A 24,800-nucleotide genomic window follows, 5' to 3' on the forward strand; every position below is an offset into this window, starting at 1 on the left:
CGGCGGCCCGACATCGGACGTCCCCCGTGAAGTTCTGGGAGAACAAAGCGTGTTCGATCACGAGAAGACCCCCAGCGGGTCCCCGGACATGCCGGCGGTGAGGGTGTCGCCGCTGGCGGGGTCGATCAGCAGGAAGGACCCGGTCTCGCGGTCCGCGGCGTAGGGCTCCAGCAGGATCGGCGAGGCGGTGCGCAGGACCACGCGGCCGATGTCGTTGGCGTGCAGGGTGTGCGCGGTGGGGGCGTCGTCGTCCCAGGCGAACTCGTCGGCCTCGGCGTTGGCGGCGTCGGCGGCGGTCGAGGACGCGGCGGCCAGCGGGTCGGAGATGTCCAGCTTGGCGGAGATCTCCTTCACGATCGCCTTGACCGTGCGGGTCGTGTGCTTCAGCAGCACCCGGTCGCCGACCTTCAGCGGCTTCTCCGACAGGTGGCACACGGTCGCCACCACGTCCTGCACGGCGGCCGGGGCGGCCTCGGCCGGGGCGATCAGGTCGCCGCGCGAGACGTCCAGCTCGTCGGCCAGCAGCAGGGTCGCGGCCTGGCCGGCGGTGGCGCGCTCGGCCGGGCGGCCCAGCAGGTCTATGGCGGCGATGGTCGAGCGCTGGCCCGAGGGCAGCACCACGATCGGGTCGCCGACCTCCAGGTGCCCGGAGGCGATGGTGCCGGCGTAGCCGCGGTAGTCGGCGGACTGGTGCCGGATCACGTACTGCACCGGGAACCGGCCGGCCGGGCGCCGCTCGGTCTGCACCGGCACGTTCTCCAGGAACTCCAGCAGCGTCGGGCCCTCGAACCAGGCCAGATCCGCCGAGGGCTCCACGACGTTGTCGCCGCGCAGCGCCGAGACCGGCAGGGCGGCGTGGTGCTCGATGCCCAGCGCGGTGGCGTAGGCGGCGAAGTCGGCCTCGATCTCGGCGAACCGGTCCTTGTCGAAGTCGACCAGGTCCATCTTGTTCACCGCCAGCAGGACCCGCGGCACCCGCAGGAGCGCGGAGACGGCGGTGTGGCGGCGGGTCTGCTCGGCCAGCCCCTTGCGCGCGTCGACCAGGATCACGGCGAGCTCGGCGGTGGAGGCGCCGGTGACCATGTTGCGGGTGTACTGCACGTGCCCGGGGGTGTCGGCCAGGATGAAGCGCCGGCGCGGCGTGGCGAAGTAGCGGTAGGCGACGTCGATGGTGATGCCCTGCTCGCGCTCCGAGCGCAGGCCGTCGGTGAGCAGCGCCAGGTCGGCCTGCTCCAGGCCGCGGTTGCGCGAGGTGCGCTCCACGGCCTCGTACTGGTCGGCCAGCACCGACTTGGTGTCGTAGAGCAGCCGGCCCACCAGGGTCGACTTCCCGTCGTCCACCGAGCCGGCGGTGGCCAGCCGCAGCAGTCCTGCGACCTGGGTGTCCTTCGCGGTCGGCGCGTCCAGCAGCACAGTCATTAGAAGTACCCCTCTCGCTTGCGGTCCTCCATGGCGGCCTCGGAAAGGCGGTCGTCCGCGCGGGAGGACCCGCGCTCGGTGATCCGGGAGGCGGTGATCTCTTCGATGACCGCGGCGACGTCGGAGGCGTCGGAGTCGACCGCGCCGGTGCACGACATGTCCCCGACGGTGCGGTAGCGCACCACGCGGGTCTGCACCGTCTCGCCCTCGCGCGGACCGCCCCACTCGCCCGGGGACAGCCACATGCCGCCGCGGGCGAACACCTGGCGTTCGTGCGCGTAGTAGATCTCCGGCAGCTCGATCTCCTGCTCGGCGATGTACTGCCAGACGTCCAGCTCGGTCCAGTTCGACAGCGGGAACACGCGCACGTGTTCCCCGGGGCGGTGCCGGCCGTTGTACAGCCGCCACAGCTCCGGACGCTGGCGCTTGGGGTCCCACTGCCCGAAGTCGTCACGCAGCGAGAAGACCCGCTCTTTCGCGCGGGCCTTCTCCTCGTCGCGGCGACCGCCTCCGAAGACGGCGTCGAACTTGTGGGATTGGATCGCGTCGACCAGCGGCACCGTCTGCAGCGGATTGCGGGTGCCGTCGGGGCGCTCGACCAGGCGGCCGTCGTCGATGTAGTCCTGCACGTGCGCCACGAACAACCGCAGCCCGTGCTCGGCGACGGTGCGGTCGCGCACGGCCAGCACCTCGGGGAAGTTGTGGCCGGTGTCCACGTGCAGCAGCCCGAACGGCACCGGCGCCGGCGCGAACGCCTTCAGCGCCAGGTGCAGCATGACGATCGAGTCCTTGCCGCCGGAGAACAGCAGCACCGGCCGCTCGAACTCGGCTGCCACCTCGCGGATGATGTGGACCGCCTCGGCTTCCAGCGTGCGCAGATGATCGTGCGCCGGGGCGGTCTCGTCGTGGGTCAGGGTGCTCATGTCAGGTGTGCAGTCCGCATTCGGTCTTGGCGTTGCCGGCCCAGCGCCCGGCCCGCGGGTCCTCGCCCGGCAGGGGCTTGCGCGTGCAGGGCTCGCAGCCGATCGAGGTGTAGCCCTCAAGGAACAGGGGGTTGGTCAGGACTCCGTTGTCGGTGATGTAGGCGTCCAGGTCGTCCTGGGTCCAGGCGGCCAGCGGCGAGATCTTGACCATGTCGCGCTTGGCGTCGTAGCCGATCACCGGGATGTCCGCGCGGGTCGGGGACTCCTCGCGGCGCATGCCGTTGATCCAGGCGACGTAGGGCTTCAGCGCGCGCTCCAGCGGCTCGACCTTGCGCAGCGCGCAACACCTGTCGGGGTCGCGCTCGTGCAGCCGGGGGCCGTACTCGGCGTCCTGCTCGGCCACGGTCTGCAGCGGCGTGATGTTCAGCAGCCGCACCGGGTACACCTCGGCCACCGCGTCGCGCGTGCCGATGGTCTCGGCGAAGTGGTAGCCGGTGTCCAGGAAGGCGACGTCGATGCCCGGCGCCGCGGTGGACGCCAGGTGCACCAGGTGGGTGTCGGCCATGGACGAGGCGACGACCAGGTCCGCGCCGAAGGTGGCGTGGGCCCACTCGACGACGCGCCCGGCCGGGGCGTGTTCGAGTTCCGCGTTGGCCTTCTCGGCCAGCGCCCGCAGGTCGGTACGTCCCGTCGAGGCCGGGTCGACCGACGCGAGCGTGGTGTCCGCTGACATTTCGGGGCTTCCCCTTACAGTGGCGGGCACACGGGCGTGCCGGACGCCCGACGCGCCGGGCGCCGCGCGGAAGCGGCGTCACACGGACGGCGTGGGGGGAGTGCCGGCGGACCGTGGCCCTGGAAGATCTTGAACGGCAGATCGCGGGCGAGGTCTACTGGACCGGCATACAGACCATGCTGGACAGCCGTCCGAAGTCGACGTGACGCCGACCGACGAGCGCGATTCCAGCACGAGACATGACTAGAGAGTCGCACGCGGTCCGCGGGTCGTCCACTGTCGTCCATGATGCGGACTGTGTGTCTCACGCCACTCCGCGGTGCCGAAATGGGTTTGTTCCGGCCGCGGATCGCGCTTTAGGCTGCCGAATACTCCGACAGGGAGCTCCTCAGCACGAACGCCGCAGAACGGGAGCCCTACGCTTCGCAGCGTCGAAGTCCTGGAGAGGGCGGCATCGATTAGTCGTGCCCTCACGGAGGTTTTCCCATGGAAGTCGGAATCGGTCTGCCCATCAGCGCCCCCGAGCTGCTGCTCGACTGGGCCCGCGCCGCTGACACCGGACCGTTCACCACGCTCGGCCTGCTCGACCGGCTCGTCTACGACAATCCGGAGCCCCTGGTCACCCTGGCCGTCCTGGCCGGCGCGACCAGCCGCGTACGGCTGCAGACCGAGGTGCTGCTCGCGCCGCTGCGGGAGCCGGTCCTGTTGGCCAAACAAGCCGCCACCCTCGATCGGCTCAGCGGCGGCCGGTTCGTCCTCGGTCTGGGCGTCGGCGGTCGCGAGGACGACCACGAGGCGGCCGGGACGGACCTGCACACCCGGGGACGTCTGCTCGACCGGCAGATGCGCGTCATGCAGCGGATCTGGTCCGGCGCTCCCCATAGCGACACCGTCGGGCCGATCGGCCCGCGTCCGTACCGCGCGAACGGTCCCGAGGTGCTGTTCGGCGGGTTCCGTCCGGCCGCGCTGGCTCGCGTGGCCCACTTCGGCGACGGGTTCCTCGCCGCCGCGGCGCCGTCGTGGATCGGGCCGCTGATCGAGACGGTGCGCCGCTGTTGGGACGAGGCCGGCCGGTCCGGACGGCCGCGGATCGTGGCTCAGGCGAACGTCGCGCTCGGTCCTGAGGACGTCGTCGACGACGCCCGGACGGCCATGGCCGCGTACTACCGGTTCACCGGCGGCAGGGCCGATCGGATGGTCGAGGGGATGCTCACGACTCCGGCGACGATCCGGCAGACCATCGCGCAGTACGCGGAACTCGGAGTCGACGAGGTGGTGCTCTACTGCTACGGCCGCGATCCGGGTCAGGTGGATCGGCTCGCGGAGGCGATCTGAGCTCTATGGCGCCGCGGACCTTTGCGGACCTTTAAAGCAGCCGCACGTTGTGCGTCGCCTCCTTGACGACGTCTCCGAGGTGCCCGGTGAGCGCCTGCTTGGCGACGCTGAGCGTGAAGCCCTTAATGGTTTCCGCCGGAGTGTGCGCCGGTAGCGCCAAGGCATAGGGATCGACGACCACGTCGACCACCACGGGTCCGCCGCGGTGGTTCAACGCCTCCTTCAGCCCCTGCTCCAGGTCGGCGGGGCGCTCGATCCTGATGCCCTTGGCGCCCATCGCCTCGCCGACCTTCGCGAAGTCCGGGTTCTGGAAGTCGACGCCCCACGGCGTGAGCCCGGCTTCCTGCATCTCGATCCAGACGAAGTCGAGCTTGCCGTTGTTCAGGATCACGTGGACGATCTCGGCCTTGCGCTGCACCTCCGTGAGAAGGTCGCCGAGGCCGAGCATCGTGAAACCGCCGTCGCCGCACAGCGCGATCGCCGCACGGTCCGGGAAGGCCATCTTGGCGCCGAACGCGTTGGGTGAGGCGCTGGCCATGGAGGCCCACGTGAGGCTGCCGAACATGTGGCGCTTCGGGCCGAAGTGCAGATAGTGCGCGGCCCAGATGCAGGCGGTACCGGTGTCCACAGTGAACACCGCCTCTGCGGGGGCGAGCCTGTCGAGCGTCGCTGTCAGGTACTCGGGTCGGATCTGCTTGAGCGCCGGACCGTGTTCGACGTAGTGCTGGAGCTGTTTGTCGAACTCTTCTGTCTTCTTTAGACACTTACGCAGGAAGGCGTCGTCGGACTTAGGAGTCACCTGCGGGATCAGGCGGTCCAGGGTCGCTCCGACATCGCCAACCAGTCCGTGCGCCAGCGGTACCCGGCGGCCCAGGCGGCGTCCGTCCCGGTCCACCTGGACCACCTTCACGCCCTTGTGCGGGAGGAACTGTGGGAACGGGAAGTCAGTACCCAGCATCAGGAGCACGTCGGCGTGGTTCGCCGCTTCCCAGCAGCCGCCGTAGCCGAGCAGTCCGGTCATGCCGACCGCATGCGGGTTGTCGTACTCCAGCCACTGTTTGCCCTTGAAGCTGTAGCCGACCGGTGCGTTCAGCTTGTCCGCGAGCACGCGGACCTGGTCCCTGGCGTTCTGGCAGCCCTCGCCGCCGAAGATGGTGACGGTCTTCGCGCCGTTGATGATGTCGGCGAGCTCGGCGATGTCCTCGTCAGGCGCGGGGCCCGCGACAGTGTTGGGCAACGCTATATGCGTCGCCACATCCGGTGCGTCCGCCGCTGCGACGTCGCCGGGCAGCGAGATCACCGTCGGGCCGTGCTCGGTCAGCGCGGTGGTGATCGCGGAGGTCACTACGGGGCGCAGCTGTTTGGGGTCTACCAGGCGTCCCGTATAGAGGGACGCCACATTGAAGAACGTATAAGGGTTCAGCTCTTCCAAACCGTCGGTGTCCATGATGGCGGTCTCGACGTCGCCGGCGATCGCGATCACCGGGGCGCCCTCCTTGCGGGCGTCGATCAGACCGTTGATCAGGTGGCTCACGCCGGGGCCGGCGGTCCCGCACACCGCGACCGGACGCCCGGACATCTTCGCCTCCGCGACCGCCGCGAACACGCCCCACTCCTCGTGCCGGACGTGGACGAAGTCGATGTCGCCGGCCCGCCGCAGCGCGTCGATCGCCGGGTTCAGGGCGTCGCCCACTATCCCGTAACAGCGCCGCACTCCGGCATCGGCGAGCATTTTCCACAGCACGTCCGCGACAGTAGGCATGCCGCCAGTCTCGGGGAGGGGGCCCGAGCCGGGGTCGCTAGAGTGAGCCGCGTGGGGGACCAGAAGATACCGACGATCCCGATGCCATCCGTGCCGGCCGCCGCTTTGTGGGAGATCTCCCTCGCGGCGTATCTGCGGCGGCGCACCGACCTTCCCTCATTGGCGCTCAAACCCCTGGGGCTGCTCGACCGCTACGGCGAGGTGGCCGTCGGACCGGACCACATGGCCTTCGACGGCGAGGACGTGCCCTGGGGCAAGGCCGTCCGGGTGATCGTGCGGGACGTGGTCGACGTGGTCTCCGACGCGGCGATGGCCCGTGAAGCGGAGAAGATCCGGCACCTGCTGCCGCCGCTGCCGGGCCGCAAGTGGGTGGTGGACCACGCGATGGCGCTGCTGGGAGAGTTCGCGGCGCCGCGGTTGACGAAGGCGCGCGGCGGCGACGTGGTGAGCGAGGTCGTGTACCGCGGTGCGCTCGGGCGCGAGAAGACGCTCCAGGCCGGGGTGTTCGCGGCGCTGGTGATGGCGACCTGGCCGCAAGTGCGGCAGAGTCTGGTCGCGACGGCACGAACGAACGGAGTAGAAGTGTACGGAGAGGCTCCGCAGCACGACGCTCTCGGTGTGCCCGCCCCTGTTGGGCACACCGCGATCCCCCAACAGCAGGCGGACGACGAGCCAACCCTCATGCTCCCCCCGCAACCCGGCTCGGACGACGCGCCGACGATCATGCTCCCGGCACAGCCGGACCCGGCCCACGACCAGCTCGGCGCTTCCGGCGCCTCGGTGATGCCGCCGCGGCAGGACCTGTGGACTCCCGCCGAGCCCCAGCCCGAGGGCTGAGAACTCGGCGGGAATCGCATAGCTCTTAGAACAGGGTTACTTCGCTCCTAGAGCAGGGTTACTTCACCGTCGCGTGCGTCAGCGCGCAGACGTTGGTGTCGTTGGACCAGCTGCCCTGGAAGGTGTAGGTGCCGTTGCCGAACTTCACGTTGCCGGCGCCGCCGGTCACGCCCTTGAGCCAGGCGCACTCGTCGGCGTTCTCCTGACCCTGGTAGGCCGAGCCCGCGACGTTGTTGGTCCAGCCGCCGGCCGGGTTCTGGTCGGTGATGGTCTCGCTGTACTCGTGGCCCAGGGTCATGGTCCAGCCGTCCAGCGTGCCCTTGCTGCCGGAGTTCAGGAAGTTGACGCCGCAGCCCTGGCCGGAGTCCATGTTGTACGGCTGGTTGGAGAAGGCGAAGTCGCCGACGGTGGACGCGATGGCGCCGCCGGTCAGCGTGGTGTCGCCGTTGTAGTCGTGCCAGGCGCAGTACTGGCCCTGGTAGTTGTCCGGGTTGGAGCCGTGCGGGGACAGGATCACGTAGTAGGCGCCCCGGTTCTTCGCCGCGGTGGTGTTGCCGAAGTGCTTCGCGGCCTTCAGCGCCTCCTCACCGAGCTGGTGGCCGCTGGCGGCGGCCGGGGACTTGGCGGAGTTGTCGTACCAGGCGCCGGCGAGCACGCCGCCGGTCGGGTAGGGCACGTGCAGAGCGCCGGAGGGGCAGCTGGTCGCGCCGGTCTTGACCCCCGAGCCGTCGCAGTACTGCGTCATGGTCCCGGACCACGCCTCACCGCCGGTGCCTATGCCCTTGAAGAGCATCTGGGCCGGCGCTGCGCCCTTCTGCGGGTCGTTGGAGAAGGTCAGGTTGCCGTTGGCGTCCTTGCCCTGAGTGCCCCACTGGCTCCCATAGAAGATGAGGTAGACCTTCGGGTGCTGGTCCATCACACCGATGCCGTCGATGCCGCCGCCGTAGGACAGCGTCTCCGGACCGGTCGCGGCCGTCTTCGCGAGGCCGGCCTCGTGGGCGGCCTGCGCGCGGATGGCTGCGGCGCCGGCGACGGTGGGGAGCACGCCGGTACGCAGGTGCGGGGCCGGAGCGCCGGCCTGCGCCGTCCCGGAAGTGCCGAGCGCGGCGAGCAGCGCGGCACTGGCGCCGATGGCGGCGGCGGCCAGGCGCGCCTTGCCACGGCGGGTCGTGGGGGTGTGGAGCATGTGGTGGCTTCCTCTCGCTGGGACCTCGCCGCCCGGCCGGGGTTGGCCGCAGCGGCGTGTTTGGTGCGCGGGCGCACGGGATCGGCACGCGGCGGTACCGCGCGCTCGCCGTGAACGTCCGTGGTGCGATGCGATGGGGCCTGTCAGCGCCCGACGAAACCCGGGAACTTCCGGTCCCTGAGATCGTCTGCGAGGGGGAAACTAGCAATGAGGCCAACCCGGGTCAACGGGTTGGCCTCAAACGATTAAGCGAAGGTTTCCTTGATGCTCACCCTGCGATGTGCGGCCGGAACCCTTGCCCGTCCCTTGTCATGCCCCTCAGCGGTGAGTGGCCTCGATGAGGTACGCCAGCGGGGTGTCCGGGTTCGCCCGGCGGGCGACGCTGATCTTCTGCACGCCGCTCGGCAGCGGACCGCCGAACGGGTTCACGCGGTCGGCCGCGGCGTCGACGACCACGTCCTGGTAGATGTGCGACCATCCCTCGCCGTGCGTGAAGATGGCGACGCGCACGTGCGCCGTGCCGAAGTCGGCGCCGAGGCTGAACCACACGTTGCCCCAGCCGGCGCTGCCGATGTTCGCCGGCGGCGGCAGCACGATCGTCACAGCGCCGGCGCCTGTCGCGACCTCTCCTGTAGCGAATGCGGGCATGTCATCGTCCTCCGAAGGGGAAGGGGTGCCGGTGCCTGGATTCAGCGCCGAGATCAGATCCGAGGCCGTCCCCCGGAACGCGTTGTAGTCCAACGGCTGTCCGCCGTCGGACGCCTGGTTCGTGAACTGGTAGATCAGGGGTGTCATCCCGCCGTAGGGCTGCCAGCCGGCGGCCCCGTCTCCGGGATAGATGTTCGCCGGGCCCCCCGAGCCGCCCGGGTACACCGAAGAGACGAGCGAGACTCCCCGGTTGGCCACCGCGGACAGACCGGGCGAACCGATCTGCGCCCAGTACCACTGCGGGAGGTAGAGAAGGCGCAGATTGAGCCCCGCGGCGTGCGCGGCGTCGATGTACGCCAGGATCTGGTCCAGGGACGGCGAGAACGATCCCGCGGGCTCGGCGTCCAGCATGCCCGGCAGGGAGCTGTCACCCACGTTGGCCGCGGTGTGCTGGGCCTGGGCCGTGGCACTCTCGCCGGACAGGAAGTGGTACCAGAAGAACGGTTTGCCGAGCTGTGCGGCCTGGGTTCGCCAGGTCTGGTAGTCGGCATCGGTGTAGTAGGTACCCTCGGTCGTCTTGGCTATGACGAACGAGGCGTCCGTGAGCCGGGACAAGCTCAGCCCGCTCTGATAGGACGATATGTCGGGTCCGAAAATGGTCACAGGCGGCTCCTTATGGGGTCGTCACAGACCATTCTGGTCGCACGGAGCCGCTTTTGGGAGGGCTTTTACTGTGCCTTTGGGGATAACTTGGCATTCGGTTGTCAGGACCCGGACCCGGAATGCGGGGCAGAATGCGGCGCATTGTCCGCTCCGGCCGGCCGGCCGGCGCCGGGCGCCAGCAGGCCGACGAACGCGACTTCGAATACCCGTCGGCACGAGCGGCACGACCACCGCCGGTGACCGCCTTCCTCCGGACGGAGGTCCTCGTCACCGCAGTACGGGCAGTACGCCGGGGCCGCGCGCTCGCTCACGACAGGTCCGCTTTCACAAGATCCACCTTCACGACAGGTCCGCCTCCGAGGCGCGCGCCGTCCACTGAGCGAACGTCTCGTCCTCGGTCCGCTGCTCCTGGAACCGGCGCGCCAGACGCTCGACGTAGTCCGGCAGCGCCGCCGCGGTCACCTTCAGGCCGCGCACCTTGCGGCCGAACGCGCCGTCCTCGACGTCCGCCGGGTCCGTGGACTCTGCCTCTTTTTTGACCTGTGCCCCGAGGTGGCCGCCGAGGTGCACCTGGTACCCCTCGACCTGCTCGCCGTTCTCGTCCAGGACCAACTGGCCCTTCAGGCCGATGTCGGCGACCTGGATGCGCGCGCAGGAGTTGGGGCAGCCGTTCACGTTGATGGTCAGCGGCTGGTCGAAGCCCGGCAGCCGGCGTTCGAGCTCGTCGATCAGGTTCGACGCGCTCTTCTTGGTCTCCACGATCGCCAGCTTGCAGAACTCGATGCCGGTGCAGGCCATCGTGGAGCGCCGGAACACCGAGGGGCGGACCTGCAGGTCCAGCGCCTCCAGGGCGCTGACCAACTCCTCGACCCGCTCCTCGGCCACGTCCAGGATCAGCAGCTTCTGCTCGGTGGTGGTGCGCACCCGGTCCGAGCCCGCGGCCTCGGCCAGGTCGGCGATCTTGGCCAGGGTCGCGCCGTCGACGCGGCCGACGCGCGGGGCGAAGCCGACGTAGTGGTTGCCGTCCTTCTGGACGTGCACGCCGATGTGGTCGCGCTCGTAGGTCGGCGCGGGCTCCGGCGCCGGGCCGTCGGTCAGCGGGCGCTTGAGGTACTCGGTCTCCAGCACCTCGCGGAACTTCGCCGCGCCCCAGTCCGCGACCAGGAACTTCAGGCGCGCGCGGCTGCGCAGGCGGCGGTAGCCGTAGTCGCGGAAGATGCTGCAGACGCCGGCCCAGACCTCCGGGACCTCCTCCAGCGGCACGAAGGCGTTGAGCCGCTTGGCGAAGTGCGGGTTCGTCGACAGGCCGCCGCCGACCCACAGGTCGAAGCCCGGGCCGAGCTCGGGGTGGACCACGCCGACGAACGAGATGTCGTTGATCTCGTGGACCACGTCCTGCAGGCCGCTGATCGCGGTCTTGAACTTGCGGGGGAGGTTGGAGAACTCCGGGTTGCCGATGTAGCGCCGGGAGATCTCCTCGATCGCCGGGGTGCCGTCGATGACCTCGGCGGCGGAGATGCCGGCCACCGGCGAGCCGAGGATCACGCGCGGGACGTCGCCGCAGGCCTCGGCGGTGCTCAGGCCGACACCCTCCAGCGTCTTCCAGATCGACGGCACGTCCTCGATCCGCACCCAGTGCAGCTGGATGTTCTGCCGGTCGGTGACGTCGGCGGTGCCGCGCGCGTACTTCTCCGAGACCTCGGCGATGGCGCGCAGCTGGGCCAGGCTCAGCCGGCCGCCGTCGATGCGCACCCGCAGCATGAAGTACTTGTCGTCGAGGTCCTCCGGCTCCAGGATGCCGGTCTTGCCGCCGTCGATGCCGGGGCGGCGCTGGGTGTACAGGCCCCACCAGCGGAACCGGCCGCGCAGGTCGCCGCCGTCGATGGCGTCGAACCCGCGATAGGCGTAGATGTTCTCGATGCGGGCCCGCACGTTCAGGCCGTCGTCGTCCTTCTTGGTCTGCTCGTTGGCGTTCAGCGGGGTGAAATAGCCTTTGGCCCACTGGCCCTCGCCGCGCTGCTGGCGGGGTCGGCCGGCGCGGGCAGGCGTGGACGGGGTGGCGGTCATGGCGGAGGAGTCCTTAGCGAGGGTTCATACGGCCGGTGGGAGGGCGGCGGAATGCCGCTGAGCAGCGCGGTCAGTTCGCGGTGCGGACCGTACAGGCCATGCTGGACAGACGTCCGTAGTCGACATGGCGTCGGCTCACGAGGGCGATTCCGGCACGGGACATGGTCATCAGCCTGACAGCGCATCCCGGACGCGTCCACTGTCGTCCGGGATGCGGACCTGCCGTCTCACATCAGGCGTGCTTGCCCTTCTTGCGGGAGGTGAAGCCCAGGACGCCGGCCCCGCCGACCAGGGCGGCCGCGGCCAGGCCGAGGAGCGGGGCGAAGCTGCTGCCGGTCGCGGCCAGGCCGTGCTCGCGGGCGGACGCGGAGGCCGTCGGGCCGGTCCCCGTGGGCGTCGTGGGCAGGGTCGTCGTGCCGGTGGGGGTGGTGGGCGTCGTGGGGGTGGGCCGGCTGGGGGTGGTGGAGGTCGAGGGTCCCACTGTGGGCTCGGACGGCGACGACGAGCTGCTGCTGGACGAGGAACTCGTCGAGGTCGTCGAAGTCGAGGAGGACGAGTTCGGCGTCGCCCCGCACTCCGGCAGCACCCCGTCGAACGGGTACGCGTGGATCTCCGACCCGGCGCTGGCGTTGGTCAGCACCAGGCTCCCGGCCACGTACACCCGGCCGTTCTGGCCCGGCGTCGAGATGGTGAGCGTCCCGCCCGGGGTGCCGCCGAGGATCGACCCCTGGAACTGCGCGCCGCCCTTGACCTCGGCCGTGGTGGCGTTCGGGAAGTTCCACATCAGCCGCGGCCGCATCTCCGTCAGCTGGTCGCCGGGGAAGCCGCTGCCGGTGTTGGTGTTCAGCGTCGGGCTGCTCCCGGTCATGTTGACCAGGACGCTGGCCCCGGCGGGGATCCCGGTGAACACCAAGTCCGCGGCCCTGGCCCCGCCGATGTCCCCGGGTACGTCGAAGACCTGCAGCATGCTGGCGCCATCGCCGCGGAAGGTCACCAGTGGGCCGTCCACGGTGACGCTTCCGGTCGCTGGCGCCGTGGCGGCGCAGGCGGAGCGGTCCTGGATGTAGGTGCGCAGCGCCGCGTACGGCGCGGTGGCCTGCGCGTCGTGGACGGTCTTGCTCGGAGCGACCACGTCCACCCGGCCGCTCAGCGTCCCGGCGTAGCGCACGTCGCCGTAAGCCGTGGTCTTGGAGTCGCTGCCGCCGACTTCCAGCCGGTTGCCGCTCTTGATGTCGATGTTCCCGCCGACCGTCAGGAAGTCCGTGCCGTCCGGCGGCGGGACCCGCGAGCCGACCCCGACCACGCCGGCGTTGAACAGGCCGCCTCCGGCCTTGTCCACCGTGAAGTCGCCGAGCGTCACGATCTTGCCCTCGGCCTCCGCGGCCCGGCCGGTCGCGGAGAAGTTCGCACCGCTGAAGATGTTGATCGCGGCGTCGCGGCCGGCGAAGTCGCCGTTGTGCGGCATCGGCCACGTTCCCGGGCACTGCGCGCCGATACAGGCGCCCAGCGGCGGGGCGAGCGGCGAGGTCCCGGTGATCGGCCCGACGGCGCCCTGGGCCGCGCTCACCGCCGCGAGCGCCGCGGCGGCCAGCGTCGCCCCGGACACGCCGAGCACCGCCGCCAGGCGCCGCTGTTTCGTGCCGGTTTCCTGTTCCGTCGCCACCGAAAAACTCCCGAGCGTGATCGAGCACTCACTTTCCGTGCCGATGCTAGGAGTTCAATGTGGCGAGATGGGGGAGGCCGGGGTCCTGCAGACCGTGTTCCTGGAGCTGGAGCTGGAGCTGGTGCCGGTGCCGGTGGTCGGTCGTATACCGCCCCGGATCCTCAGTCCCCGAACACGCGCCGGGTGTACTCGTTGGCGAACAACCGCTTCGGGTCCACCCGGTCGCGCACTCCGAGGAAGTCCTCGAAGCGCGGGTAGGCCTTGCCCAGGTACTCGGCGTCGCGGGTGTGCATCTTGCCCCAGTGCGGCCGGCCCTCGTGTCCGACGAGCACTTGCTCGACGGCCTTGAAGTACTCCTCGAACCGTGTGCCCTGATACATGTGGCAGGCGATGTACGCGGTGTCGCGGCCGTGCGCCGTGGACAGCCACAGGTCGTCGCCCGGGACCACGCGCACCTCGATCGGGAAGTTCACGTTCCAGGTGGAGTTGTTGATCAGCTGCGTGACCTCGCGGAAGGCCGACACGAACGCGGTACGCGGAACGGCGTACTCCATCTCCACGAACTTCACGCGCCTCGGCGAGGTGAACACCTTGTCCGAGCGGTCGGTGTAGGTGCGCGCGGACAGCGCCGAGCCGGAGACCTTCGAGACCGTCCTGGTCAGCCGCGGGGCGGTGCGGGCCAGGCGCTGCGCGGCGCCGAAGACCGAGTTCGACAGGAACTCGTCGTCCATCCAGTGCCGGAAGCCGGACAGCGGGGCCGCGGGGCCCGAGGACCGGTTGTTGCGCTTGATGTTGGTGCTGGTCGTGTAGGGGAACCAGTAGAACTCGAAGTGTTCGTTGCCGTCGGCCAGGTCGTCGAAGCCGTCCAGGACCGCGTCCAGCTTCATCGGCTCCTCGTGGGCGGAGAGCAGGAACGACGGCTCGGTGCGGAAGGTCACCGCGGTCACGTAGCCGATCGCGCCGACGCCGAGGCGCGCGGCCTGGAACAGCTCGGCGTTCTCGGTCGGGGAGCAGATCACGATCTCGCCGTTGGCCAGGACCAGCTCCAGCGCCGCCACCTGGGCCGCGATCGAGCCGGAGGCGCGGCCGGTGCCGTGCGTGCCGGTGCCGATCGCGCCGGCGACGGTCTGCACCTGGATATCACCCATATTGGTGAGCGCCAGGCCGTTCTCCGCCAGGAGCGCGTTGAGCTGGTGCAGCGGCATCCCGGACTCGACGGTGACCAGTCCGGCTTCCTTGTCGATCTGCTTCAGGCGGGTCAGGCCGTCCGGCTTGACGAGGACCCCGTCGGTCACCGCGGCCGGGGTGAAGGAGTGGCCGGAGCCGACGGCCTTGACGGTCATCCCGTCGTCATCGGCGGTGCGCAGGATCTCGACGACCTCGGAGGCGGATCGCGGGGTGACCACCTTGGCCGCCTTCGCCGTCTGGTTGCCGGCCCAGTTGGACCACTCGTTCGCGCCCGCCACGCCTCACCCGATTCTTCCGCCGGCACGCCAGCTCTGAGCCGCGCCGTTCACTCGATCGCCGGATCCCCCGGACGTAGCCAACGCGAGCCGAGCAGCGCAGTCAAGAGGGCGAGTGCGCTTCCTGCCACTGGGACCAGATATGCGGTGTGCGCCCCGGAACGGTCGATGAGCCAGCCCGAGACCGCCGACCCGGCGGTGATCCCGACCGCCGCCCCGGTGGTCTCGATCACCATGCCCTCGGTCAGCCGGGCCGCCGGGACCAGGTACTCGACCAGAGCGACCAGCGTGATCAGGGTGGGGGAGATGGCGAACCCGGCCAGCAGCAGCACCAGGGCCAGTACGCCGATGTTCGGTGCCAGCGTCATCGGCGTCGCGGTGATCAGCACCGCGGTCAGCAGGATCAGCGCCCGCTTGGCCAGCGGGGTCTCCCAGTGCGTCGCGCCGAAGATCAGACCGGCGATGAAGCTGCCGCCGGCATAGACGGCCAGCAGCAGCCCAGCCCAGTCGCTGTGCCCGTGCTCCTCGGCGAAGGCCACGGTCACCACCTCGATCGAGCCGAACATGAGCCCGATCGCGATCGCGCAGACCAGCACCACGCGCATGCCGGGGATCGCGATGGCCGCGGGTTCCGTGTGGTGCTCCGGCGGATGCGGCGGCGGCTGGCTGCGGCGCTGGATCAGGAACGCCGAGGCGCCGACCGCCAGGAACCCGGTGGCCAGGCCGACCCCGGCCTCGTGGTGCACCTGCAGAGTAAGGAAGGTCACCAGGATCGGGCCGATCATGAAGACGACTTCGTCCATGACCGCCTCGAAGGAGTACGCGGTGTGCAGGGACGGAGTACCGGTGTAGAGCTTGGTCCAGCGGGCCCGCACCAGCGCCCCGACGTTCGGCATGAACGCCCCGGCGAGCGCGGCCGAAGCGAACCACGACCAGGTCGGCTCCTTGAAACGCACGCAGAGCATGAGCGAGATCAGCGCGGCGGTCGAGACGGCCAGCGACGGGAACCCGATCTCGGCCTGCCCCCGCCGGTCGATCAGCCGGGCCAGGAACGGTCCGAAGAACGCCTGGACCAGCGCCATCGTCCCGGAGACCACACCGGCCAGCGCGTACTTCCCGGTCGACTCCTTGATCATCAAGATGATGCCCAGACCGAGCATCGACATCGGCAGCCGGCCCACGAACGCCGCCGAGGAGAAGCCCTTCGACCCCGGCGCCTTGAAGATCGCGGCGTAGTGCTTGGCCACCATACGGCGATCGTCAGCCTGGTGGGACTGGTGCGCCTGCTGGGACGGCCGGGCGGGTGTCACCGCCGGTCGCCGTGAATTAATCGAAACGTTGCTCACGTTCGTCCCACATGTCGCGACTATCAGATCTATAGGTGAGACTCTTGCTGCAGGACTGGTCGCCGTCCCCGTCGGCCACGTCCCGGATTCACTCTTTGGGAGTCACGGAATGACCGCTTCGAGGTCTTTGGGCGCTCGCCTCGCCGACCACTCCGGTGCCCTGCACGGCACCTGGGGGGACGCCGGCGCGGTGGCGGTCGGACTGCTGTTCCTCGCCCTCGGCCTGGTGCTGGCGTTGGACGTGCTCAGACTCCTGGCCTCCAAGCGGGCCGACCTGTCGGTCCACAGCGCGAAGTGGCTGCACGAGTCCACGGCCCGGCTGAGCAGCGGCCGGGCGGCGCACCACCGGCAGTGCAAGCGGGAAGGCCTGCTGGAGGTCGTCGGCTGGGGCCTGGTCGGACTCGGGGCGCCGGCGTTCCTCGCCGGGTTCGTCGGGCTGGTCGCCTGACATGACGGCCTGACCGACTTCCCTGATCGGCTGCCCCGCGGAACTCGCTGGCGCCGGGCTCTGTACGCCTGTGAAGATGCGCTGTATGGCTTACACCGTGCGCCGCACCACTGCGGATGAGTGGCGGGACTTCAGGGAGCTGCGCTTGGAAGCGCTGCTGGATTCGCCGACCAACTTCGGCCAGACCCACGAGCAGGCCCTCGCCGTTCCGGACGAGGAGTGGCAGGAGCGCGCGCGGATCAACGCCACGTCCGAGGAGCAGGCCTTCTACGTCGCCGTCGACGACGCGACGGGCCGGCTCGTCGGCATGTGGAGCGCGGCGCCGCACTTCGACCGCCCGGGCTCATGGATCGTCCTCGGTGTGTACGTCCGTCCCGAGGCGCGCGGAACCGACGTCGCGCGCCGCCTGAACCGGGCCGTCATCGACTTCGCGCGCACTACGGAGGCTAAGGAACTCGTCCTGCTGGTCCGGGATGACAACGACCGCGGCCGCCGCTTCTATGAGCGGGAGGGGTTCGTGCTGACCGGCGATTCGATGCCGCACAACCTCGACCCCTCCCACAACCTCGTAGAGATGCGCTACGAGACCTTCCGGTAGATCAGATCCCTATAACGTTCAGCTCCGCGCAGGAGGTCCACGGGTTCCCGTTGACCTCCGTCAGCGCGCGGAAGCGCACGTAGCGACCGGTCGCGGCGGTGAAGTTCACCGTCTTCAGGGTGTTGTCGTTCGCAAAGGTGCCGGTGGCCACCGCCGTGCCCCAGTTGGTGCCGTCGGAGCTGACGTAGAACTCGTACTGGCCGACCCAGCCGTGGTTGCTCCCGTCCTGCCGCGGCAGGTACGTGAAGCCGGACACGGAGTGCGAGGCGGTCATGTCGAGCTGGATCTCGTGCGGGCACGGCGGGTTCGGCGAGACGTTGTACCACTGCGTGTGCCAGTACGTAGAGGTGCTGCCGTCTATAGCGTTGGTCGCCGCGCCGTTCTCGCCGACCGTCTCCTGGCTGTCGACGTACTTCACGGTCCAGCCGGTCCGGTCCAGGACGGCCGGCGTGCCGCCGCCCCCGCCGTTCGTGCCGGGCGCCGCGGGCTGGCCGGTCTCGATCTTCCCGGCGAACCGGCGCAGGAAGTTGTCGCCGACGTTCGCGGTGGCCGTCAGGTCGTACCAGCCGCCGGCCGTGGGCCAGGAGTGGGTGACCGTCGCGCCGCCGCCGACCGTGAAGGTCCAGGGGCCGCCGGTGATGAAGTGGTTCGCCTTGACGGTGATCACCGCGGAGGCGGTGCCGGTGTTGGTCATCGTCAGCACCAGCGCGTTGTTCGCGGTGTCGTAGCTCGGCTTCACTTCCAGGTGCGGCAGGGAGGCGTTGCTGATGGTCGTCAGGTCGCCGACGAACGTGCGCAGGAAGCCGTTGGGGCCGTGCACGTCGAGCGAGTACTTGCCCGCGCTGACGCTCTGCGCGCTCCAGTAGTCCGAGGACGTGGAGTTCGGCGGGACGAGGTACTGCCAGTTCGCGAAGGTCCGGTAGGCCGTGGTGTAGGCCTGGAGTGGGACGGCCTGCGCGCCGGCGTTGGAGAAGTCCGTCCAGAACCGGCCGGCGGCCAGGTCGTAGCGGCCGGTGACGTTCGGCTGGTAGAGCGTGGCGCGCTGGCCCTTCGTGCCCGACTCCTGCGTCGGCATGCTCTGCGTGGTCGGCGGAGTCGGCGTCGGGAGCGTCGAGCACTGGTTGTTCGCCGCGGTGACCAGCGGGCCGGTGGCCGGCAGGCTCGGGAACGTGGTGGTCGTGCTGGCGAAGTTCAGCGCGGTGGTGAGGTCGCCGCAGACCGCGCGCCGCCACGCCGAGATGTTCGGTTCCTGCACCCCGGTCCAGGCCTCGATCAGCCGGATCGTGGAGGTGTGGTCGTAGATCGTGGAGTCCACCCAGCCGCCCTGCGACCAGGGCGAGATCACGATCTGCGGGACCCGGACGCCGAGCCCGATCGGCAGACCGCCGACGAACTCGTCGGGGGTGCCGGCCGGCGGGGTCGGCGGGACGACGTGGTCGAAGAAGCCGTCGTTCTCGTCGTAGTTGAGGATGAAGACGGTCTTGGACCACACGTCCAGGTTGGACGCCAGCGCGGTGAGCATCTTCGAGACGTAGTCCGCGCCCAGGGCCGGGGCGTAGTTCGGGTGCTCGGACTTGCCGGCCGGCGCGACGATCCAGGAGACCTGCGGCAGGGTGCCGTTGGTGACGTCGGCCTGGAACTCGGCGACCGAGTCCGTGGACTTCACCATGCCGCGCTGGTACAGCGGGCTGCTGGTGGAGGCGTTCTTGTACTGGTTGAACCAGGCCAGCGCGTTGTCGTCATAGTTGTCGGTCTCCTGGTACACCTTCCAGGTGATGCCGGCGGCCTGCAGCCGCTCCGGGTAGGTGGTCCAGGTGTATCCGGCCTCGGAGTTGTCCGTGACCGGGCCGCCGCCGGTGCCGTTCGGGTCGATCATCCCGGTCCACAGGTAGAGCCGGTTCGGGTTGGTCGGGCCCATGACGGAGCAGTGGTAGCCGTCGCAGATGGTGAAGGCGTCGGCGAGGGCGTACTGAAACGGGATGTCGGCCCGGGTGTAGTAGCCCATGGTCTCGACGCCCTTGGCCGCGACCCAGCCGTTGTAGGAGCCGTTGGCCCAGGCGTTGTGGGTGCCGCTCCAGCCATGATCAAGGTCCGGAACGCATTGCGCGCTGGTGGTCGCGGTGTTCAGGTGCCAGGGCAGGATGGTCTTGCTGCCGTTGGGCTGGGTGGACACCGTGGTGCCGTTCTGGAACACGTACGGCGAGGTGTCGCTGAAGCCGCGGACCCCGGCCAGGGTGCCGAAGTAGTGGTCGAAGCTGCGGTTCTCCTGCATCAGGATCACGATGTGGCCGATGTCGCTGAGCGAGCCGGTCATGCCCGCGGTGGCGGCCATGGCGGTGCGCAGCGTTTCCGGTAGGAAGGCGGCACCGGCGGTGGCCGCCGCGGAAGCGGACAGGAACTTGCGTCTGGAAAGGGGAGACATCTCACTCCAGGCGTGTGGGAGAGATCGGGTGAGGGTGGTTGCTCGCGCGAGATGCCCTGTGAATGTAGGTGCGCATCGCAGTGCTTGTAAATGCGTGATCTGCGGCGTAACGGTAAAATCCAAGCGTCTGTGGAGGAGACTCCAAGGGAACGCACGCCGGACCCGTGCTCCACGGTCGCTACGGCTCTGGCCAGCGCGTCAACAATCGACAGGGGTCGGATTCGGCTATACGCGCCATGGCGAAAATAGGGGGACGTCCGTGATGCCCCTATCCGGCCCTAGCCGGATGCTTTTGGCGCCAGGCGGCCGTGCAGGCGATCATGGGGCGCGTGAATCCGCCGCAGCCGTCCTCCAGTTCCGGGCAGCACCACGCCTGGCACCACGAGGTCCCGCCCGAAGCCGAGGGCAGCAGTGTCGAGGCGCCGATCCTGTCCGCGGCGCCTTCGGAGGGTTCGGCGTCCTCAGCAGCCTCGGGTGCCTCAGACTCCTCAGGCGTCCCAGTCGTTCCAGCGCCCAGCCTCGCACGGGTGATTGCGGTCATCGCGGCCGGCGGGTTCCTCGGCGGGCCCGCGCGCTACCTGCTCGGTCAGGCGTTTCCGACGGCGGCGCACACGTTCCCGGCGACGACGTTCGCCATCAACGTGAGCGGGTCGTTCATCCTGGCGGTGCTACTGGTGTGCGTCATTGAGGTGTGGCCGCCGACGCGCTATGTGCGGCCCTTCGGAGCGGTCGGGTTCCTGGGCGCGTATACGACGTTCTCCACATGGATGGTCGATACGGACCGGCTCATGGCCGCGGGACGCTATGGGTTCGCCGCTCTTAACGTCTTCGGCAGTCTGTTCTCCGGGCTGGTGGCTACAGCCCTCGGCATCTTCCTGGCGCGCGCGGTTCTCGTCAGGCGTTCCCCTGGATGGTCCCGCGCATGACACTTCTTGCTGTTGCGCTCGCTTCCGCTGTAGGAGCGCCCGCGCGGTACCTGGTGGACAGGTTCGTGGCGACCCGGAACCGGGGCGCTTTCCCCTGGGGAACGCTCGTCATCAATGTCACAGGGGCGTTCGTCCTGGGGGTGTTGGTGGGTATGAGTGCCCATCATGGGCTGTCCAAACAGGCGGTGGCGATCCTCGGTACCGGCTTCTGCGGGGCCTATACGACGTTCTCGACGTTCAGTGTGGAGACGGTGAGGCTGGTGGAGGAGCGGGCGTTCGCTAAAGCGGTGACGAATGTCGGCGTGAGCCTGGCTGCCGGGCTGCTCGCGGGTGCGGCCGGATTGGGGTTGGCGCAGTGAGGACGTCGCACGAGACCGCGATCCAGAGGGTCGTCAGCGAGGCTTGTGTTCTCGTCGGTGCCGGCCGCGCGATCCTGCTACAGGTGGCGCATCCTAAGGTCGCGCAGGGAGTGGCCGAACACAGCAACTTCGCAGAGCATCCCTTTAAGCGGCTGCGCGGGACGCTGGACTTCATCTACAGCTCTACTCTGGGCACGCGTGAGGAATCCGCATGGGTCGCCGGTCGTGTGAACCGGATCCATACCTACGTCAAAGGGCCGGGCTACTCCGCTAGCGATCCCGATCTCCAGCTCTGGGTCGCCGCGACGCTCTACCAGTCAGCCGTTCAGATCTATGAGTTGACGCTGGGGCCGATGTCTCCTGCGATGCGGGAGGAGTTCTGTCGGGAGAGCTCTGTATACGGCACTCTTCTTGGCTGTCCTGAGGACTTGTGGCCGTCCTCTGTAGAGGAGTTCGAGAAGTACTGGGACAGCGCGTTGGCGGCGCTGGTGGTCTCCGACGAGGCCAAGCGCATCTGTCATGACCTGCTCTACAGCAAGGCGGTCCCGCTCCTTCTGCGTCCGCTGTTGCCGGTGAACCGGCTCATCACTACAGGCTTGCTGCCGGAGGAAGTGCGGGAACAGTTCGGGCTCGCGTGGGGCCCGCGCCGCGAGCGGTTGTTCCGCTCTGGGATGCGGGCGGCGCGGGTGACGTACCCGTGGGTTCCCCGACGGGTACGTCGCCTGCCCATGGCGCTCTATATGCAGTACTTCCGGAGGCGCTTCCGCGCTTATGCGTGAAGCTCCTCTTCGCCGGCTCCCTCTGCCAGCGCGTACATCTCGTCGATGACGTCGGCGTAGCGGTCGACGATCACCCGGCGGCGCAGGCTCAGCTTCGGCGTGACCTCACCTGTGTCCGGGGTCCAGGGCCCTGCGATGATCGTGTACTTCTTCACCTGTTCGACTCTGGAGAGCTTCGCGTTGGCGTTCTCCACGGCCTGGTCTACCGCGGCGCGGGCTTCGGGGGAGTGCACGGCCTCTGCGGGGAACACGTCGGGGTCCAGGACGATCAGGGCCGTGACGTAGGGGCGGCGGTCGCCGATCGCGGCGGCGAAGCCGACGGCCGGGTGCGTGGTCAGGTGGCTCTCGATCAGCGTCGGGGCGATGTTCTTGCCGCCGGAGGTGATGATGAGTTCTTTCTTGCGGTCGGTGATGGTCAGGAAGCCGTCGGCGTCGATCGTGCCGACGTCGCCGGTGGCCAGCCAGCCGTCGGCGTCCAGCGGGGACTGGACGCTGCCGTCCGGCTGGAGGTAGCCGGCCAGCACGATCGGGCCGCGGACGAACACCTCGCCGTCGTCGCCGAGCTTCAACTCCACGCCCGGGATCGGCCTGCCGACGGTGCCAACGCGGTTGGCGTCCGGCGTGCAGACCGTCGCCGCGCCGCTGGTCTCGGACATGCCCCAGAGCTCCATCAGGGGGAGGTTCAGGCCGTTGAGATAGCGCAGGGTCTCCACGGAGATCGGAGCCGCGCCGCTGGTGGCGCGGGTGACCTTGTCCAGGCCGAGCAGGGCGCGCGCCGGGGCCAGTACGGTGCGGTCCGCCTCCTCGACGGCCTGCGCCAGCTCCTCCGGGACGTGCTTGCCGGCCGCGCGGAGGTCGAACGCCTCCAGCGTGACCGCGTGCGCCCTCTCGAACGCTTCGCGCTGTTCCGGAGGCGCCACCTTCAGCAGGCCCTGGATACCGGCGACCAGCTTCTCCCAGATGCGCGGCACGCCGAACAGCCCGACGGGGTGGACGCGGCCCAGTGCGCCGACGATCTGCCGGGGGTCGGGGCACAGATGGACGTGCGCGACCTTCATGACGGAGCCGTACAGACTGAGCTCGCGCTCTGCGATGTGGGCCAGCGGCAGGTAGGCGATGGTGTCGGGGAAGTCCGCGACGGGGGTGATCGAGTCCACGACCTCGGCCTCGTACAGGACGTTGAGATGCGTCAGCACGACGCCCTTGGGATCGCCGGTGGTGCCGGAGGTGTACATCATGCCGACCGGGTCCTCGGCCCGGATCTGCCGCCACCGCTGCTCGAACAGGCTCGGGTTGCTGGCCAGGCGCTCGCGGCCGATGGCCACCACCGCGCTGTAGGGCAGGAACTGCTTGCCGTGCGCGGCCTCGCCGATGACGACGCAGTCGGCCTCCTCGACCACGATGACGTGGCGCAGGGCGGGCAGATCGGCCAGCACCGGCTGCCAGCGCTCGATCTCCTGCCGGCCTTCCAGCACCACGATCGGGGCGGCGCTGTGCGCGGCGACGTAGCCGATCTGCTCGGTGGACAGGGTGGCGTAGGCGGTGCAGGGGATGGCGCGGGCGTGCTGGGCGCCGTAGTCGACGATCCAGTGCTCGGGCCGGCTGGACATCATGGTGAGCATCCGGTCCCCGGGCTCCAACCCCAGCGCCACCAGCCCCTCGGAGAACTCCGCGGCGCGCTCCCGCAACTCGGCCCAGGTCAGGGTACTGGTATTGCCGTCGGCATCCGGAGCGCTGGTGAGCGCCGGCCGCTCCCCGTGTTCGGTCGCGTTGCGCTCGATCAGCGCGGGCACGGTCAGCCCCGCGACCGCGGCCTGGAAGTCCTCAGCGGCAGCGCTCTCCTGGGTACCGGTCACGACGAACCTCCTGCTTCGGCTTCGTTTCGGCAAACACTAAAACCGCCCACCGCCCCACGGAAGAGCCCTGACTGGGCCGATCGAGTGCACCCTCCTCGAACCCTTGTGCCCGATTAGCGAAGAATGCGAGCATAGTTCCAGAACCACCCGGGGGCCGGCGATCACCAGCACCACAGAGCCAGACCAGCCAGACCAGCCAGAACCAGCCAGAGCACAAGCACATCAGCACATCCAGGGGGATGCACCGATGAACGAAACCACCGTCACCGTGGTCGGCACCGTCTGCAGCGAAGTCCGCTACGGCCAGTCCGCCGACGGCAACCCGATCGCCCGCTTCCAGATCCGCAACACCCCCCGCCGTTACGACAAACGCACAGGCACCTGGACCGAAGGCGACCCCAACTACTTCAGCGCGGTCTGCTGGCGCACCCTGGCCGACCACGTGGCGAGCAGCATGGGCGTCGGCGACCCCGTAGTCGCCGCAGGCCGCCTCCGCATCAGCCGCTGGCGCCGCGGCGAGGAGAACGTGGTCACCGCCGAACTCGACATCCAAGCCATCGGCCACGACCTCCGCTGGGGCACCACCGTCTACCGCCAAGCCCCCCGCCCCGGCACCACCCGCATCCCCGGCCCCACCCGCCGCCGCGAGGAGGAAGCCGCAGCCGCGGCCCTCGCGGCGACGGCGACGGAGACGGCGCCCGCGCCCGGCGAACTGGAGCCCGCGGTCGCGGGGCTGGCGGCGATCGACACCGCAGCGCCGCCGAGGCTAGGCAGCGCGCCCACCCTCGACAGTTCCTCCGAACCGACGCCCACCGAGATGGAGGTGACAAGCCTCCCCGCAGCCGCCTGACAGCGCACCAACACCAGCACCAACATCGCTTGAGCGCGCGGCGCACATCGCCGCCCTCAAGCACCCTCGCCAACGAGGCACGCGGTCGGTCGCGGGGACCGACCGCCCCTCGCGACGCGCCCATGCGTGTGAACTGGCAGGTGGGATGGGGGCGGGGGAAAGGAGAGAACCGCCAGTCGACCGCACTCGGCCGCGGCCGGTCAGCATGCCATGCCCCGAGACACGCGCATCGCTCACTCCTGGCCGCACGCGCACTCTGCGGCTGGCGCGCCCGCAGTGGCCGGCGCAGAAGCCTGAAGTACGCGGATTTCCGCCCCGAGGCTGGCCGCGCGACGCCCGACCTTGCACACTGCCGGATGGTCGTGATGCTTGGCGCCGCAGAAGCTTGCGCTACTCCCGCGTGTCGAGCACGCTGCCGCCGAGCCGCCGAGCCGCCGAGCCGCCGAGCCGCCGAGCCGCCGAGCCGCCGAGCCGCCGAGCCGCCGAGCCGCCGAGCCGCCGAGCCGCCGAGCCGCCG

21 protein-coding genes are annotated in these 24,800 nt (G+C 69.6%); 8 read left to right on the plus strand and 13 right to left on the minus strand.

Annotated elements, in window-relative coordinates; all coding sequences use genetic code 11:
- Positions 1-57 precede the first annotated feature (57 nt).
- Genes ABH935_RS22600 through ABH935_RS22610 form a run of 3 tightly spaced genes read right to left on the minus strand, consistent with a single transcriptional unit; the run spans position 58 to position 3,075 of the window.
- Positions 58-1,419, minus strand: coding sequence for a sulfate adenylyltransferase subunit 1 (locus ABH935_RS22600; protein ID WP_370379905.1), 1,362 nt, complete (start codon positions 1,417-1,419; stop codon positions 58-60).
- On the minus strand, positions 1,419-2,342 hold the full coding sequence (gene cysD, locus ABH935_RS22605) for a sulfate adenylyltransferase subunit CysD (protein ID WP_370379906.1): 924 nt from the start codon (positions 2,340-2,342) through the stop codon (positions 1,419-1,421). Before cysD ends, ABH935_RS22600 begins: the two co-directional genes overlap by 1 nt.
- 1 nt (position 2,343) lies before the next feature.
- On the minus strand, positions 2,344-3,075 hold the full coding sequence (locus ABH935_RS22610) for a phosphoadenylyl-sulfate reductase (RefSeq protein WP_370379907.1): 732 nt from the start codon (positions 3,073-3,075) through the stop codon (positions 2,344-2,346).
- Positions 3,076-3,561: 486 nt separating this feature from the next.
- Here ABH935_RS22610 and ABH935_RS22615 point away from each other — a divergent pair, with 486 nt between their 5' ends.
- Positions 3,562-4,410 (plus strand): LLM class flavin-dependent oxidoreductase, encoded by an 849-nt coding sequence (locus ABH935_RS22615; protein WP_370379908.1) that lies wholly within the window; start codon positions 3,562-3,564, stop codon positions 4,408-4,410.
- Positions 4,411-4,441: 31 nt separating this feature from the next.
- Here ABH935_RS22615 and ABH935_RS22620 read toward each other — a convergent pair whose 3' ends face one another.
- Entirely contained in the window at positions 4,442-6,172 is a 1,731-nt protein-coding gene (locus ABH935_RS22620) for a thiamine pyrophosphate-dependent enzyme (RefSeq protein WP_370379909.1), read from the minus strand.
- A 51-nt stretch (positions 6,173-6,223) separates the two neighbouring features.
- On the opposite strand from ABH935_RS22620, the gene ABH935_RS22625 reads away from it, so the two are divergent.
- Positions 6,224-7,009 carry a hypothetical protein gene (locus tag ABH935_RS22625; RefSeq protein ID WP_370379910.1) on the plus strand — a complete coding sequence of 262 codons (786 nt, stop codon included), beginning with the start codon at positions 6,224-6,226 and terminating at the stop codon, positions 7,007-7,009.
- A gap of 58 nt (positions 7,010-7,067) precedes the next feature.
- Here the strand turns inward: ABH935_RS22625 and ABH935_RS22630 are convergent, their stop codons facing one another.
- The 7 genes from ABH935_RS22630 to ABH935_RS22660 all read right to left on the minus strand — a co-directional run bounded on the left by ABH935_RS22630 (position 7,068) and on the right by ABH935_RS22660 (position 15,949).
- Positions 7,068-8,195, minus strand: coding sequence for a hypothetical protein (locus tag ABH935_RS22630; RefSeq protein ID WP_370379911.1), 1,128 nt, complete (start codon positions 8,193-8,195; stop codon positions 7,068-7,070).
- Between the two features lie 318 nt (positions 8,196-8,513).
- Complete coding sequence (locus ABH935_RS22635) at positions 8,514-9,506, minus strand: GH25 family lysozyme (RefSeq protein WP_370379912.1); 993 nt, start codon at positions 9,504-9,506, stop codon at positions 8,514-8,516.
- A 101-nt stretch (positions 9,507-9,607) separates the two neighbouring features.
- Positions 9,608-9,817: a hypothetical protein gene (locus ABH935_RS22640; protein WP_370379913.1), complete on the minus strand. Its 210-nt coding sequence runs from the start codon at positions 9,815-9,817 to the stop codon at positions 9,608-9,610.
- 28 nt (positions 9,818-9,845) lie between these two features.
- Positions 9,846-11,573 (minus strand): nitrite/sulfite reductase, encoded by a 1,728-nt coding sequence (locus ABH935_RS22645; RefSeq protein ID WP_370379914.1) that lies wholly within the window; start codon positions 11,571-11,573, stop codon positions 9,846-9,848.
- 232 nt (positions 11,574-11,805) lie between these two features.
- Positions 11,806-13,236, minus strand: coding sequence for a choice-of-anchor A family protein (locus ABH935_RS22650; RefSeq protein ID WP_370379915.1), 1,431 nt, complete (start codon positions 13,234-13,236; stop codon positions 11,806-11,808).
- A 161-nt stretch (positions 13,237-13,397) separates the two neighbouring features.
- Entirely contained in the window at positions 13,398-14,702 is a 1,305-nt protein-coding gene (locus ABH935_RS22655) for a D-arabinono-1,4-lactone oxidase (protein WP_370379916.1), read from the minus strand.
- 47 nt (positions 14,703-14,749) lie between these two features.
- On the minus strand, positions 14,750-15,949 hold the full coding sequence (locus ABH935_RS22660) for an MFS transporter (RefSeq protein WP_370379917.1): 1,200 nt from the start codon (positions 15,947-15,949) through the stop codon (positions 14,750-14,752).
- Between the two features lie 205 nt (positions 15,950-16,154).
- Here ABH935_RS22660 and ABH935_RS22665 point away from each other — a divergent pair, with 205 nt between their 5' ends.
- Both ABH935_RS22665 and ABH935_RS22670 read left to right on the plus strand, forming a co-directional pair.
- Positions 16,155-16,493 (plus strand): hypothetical protein, encoded by a 339-nt coding sequence (locus tag ABH935_RS22665; protein WP_370379918.1) that lies wholly within the window; start codon positions 16,155-16,157, stop codon positions 16,491-16,493.
- 85 nt (positions 16,494-16,578) lie between these two features.
- Positions 16,579-17,091, plus strand: coding sequence for an N-acetyltransferase family protein (locus tag ABH935_RS22670; RefSeq protein WP_370379919.1), 513 nt, complete (start codon positions 16,579-16,581; stop codon positions 17,089-17,091).
- Position 17,092: 1 nt separating this feature from the next.
- Here the strand turns inward: ABH935_RS22670 and ABH935_RS22675 are convergent, their stop codons facing one another.
- Positions 17,093-19,513, minus strand: coding sequence for a phosphocholine-specific phospholipase C (locus ABH935_RS22675; RefSeq protein WP_370379920.1), 2,421 nt, complete (start codon positions 19,511-19,513; stop codon positions 17,093-17,095).
- A 329-nt stretch (positions 19,514-19,842) separates the two neighbouring features.
- On the opposite strand from ABH935_RS22675, the gene ABH935_RS22680 reads away from it, so the two are divergent.
- The 3 genes from ABH935_RS22680 to ABH935_RS22690 are packed head-to-tail and all read left to right on the plus strand — an operon-like array spanning position 19,843 to position 21,577.
- Positions 19,843-20,439 carry a CrcB family protein gene (locus ABH935_RS22680; protein WP_370379921.1) on the plus strand — a complete coding sequence of 199 codons (597 nt, stop codon included), beginning with the start codon at positions 19,843-19,845 and terminating at the stop codon, positions 20,437-20,439.
- The gene (crcB, locus tag ABH935_RS22685) at positions 20,436-20,798 is read left to right on the plus strand and encodes a fluoride efflux transporter CrcB (RefSeq protein ID WP_370379922.1); all 363 of its coding nucleotides are present in this window, start codon (positions 20,436-20,438) and stop codon (positions 20,796-20,798) included. The genes ABH935_RS22680 and crcB overlap by 4 nt, the downstream gene beginning before the upstream one ends.
- Positions 20,795-21,577, plus strand: coding sequence for an oxygenase MpaB family protein (locus ABH935_RS22690; protein WP_370379923.1), 783 nt, complete (start codon positions 20,795-20,797; stop codon positions 21,575-21,577). Before crcB ends, ABH935_RS22690 begins: the two co-directional genes overlap by 4 nt.
- On the opposite strand, the gene ABH935_RS22695 is transcribed toward ABH935_RS22690, so the two are convergent.
- The gene (locus tag ABH935_RS22695) at positions 21,568-23,433 is read right to left on the minus strand and encodes a long-chain fatty acid--CoA ligase (protein WP_370379924.1); all 1,866 of its coding nucleotides are present in this window, start codon (positions 23,431-23,433) and stop codon (positions 21,568-21,570) included. The genes ABH935_RS22690 and ABH935_RS22695 overlap by 10 nt on opposite strands.
- Positions 23,434-23,680: 247 nt before the next feature.
- On the opposite strand from ABH935_RS22695, the gene ABH935_RS22700 reads away from it, so the two are divergent.
- Positions 23,681-24,283, plus strand: coding sequence for a single-stranded DNA-binding protein (locus ABH935_RS22700; protein WP_370379925.1), 603 nt, complete (start codon positions 23,681-23,683; stop codon positions 24,281-24,283).
- Positions 24,284-24,800: the final 517 nt, after the last annotated feature.

It is taken from the genome of Catenulispora sp. GAS73 (assembly GCF_041262085.1).
Taxonomy (GTDB): domain Bacteria; phylum Actinomycetota; class Actinomycetes; order Streptomycetales; family Catenulisporaceae; genus Catenulispora.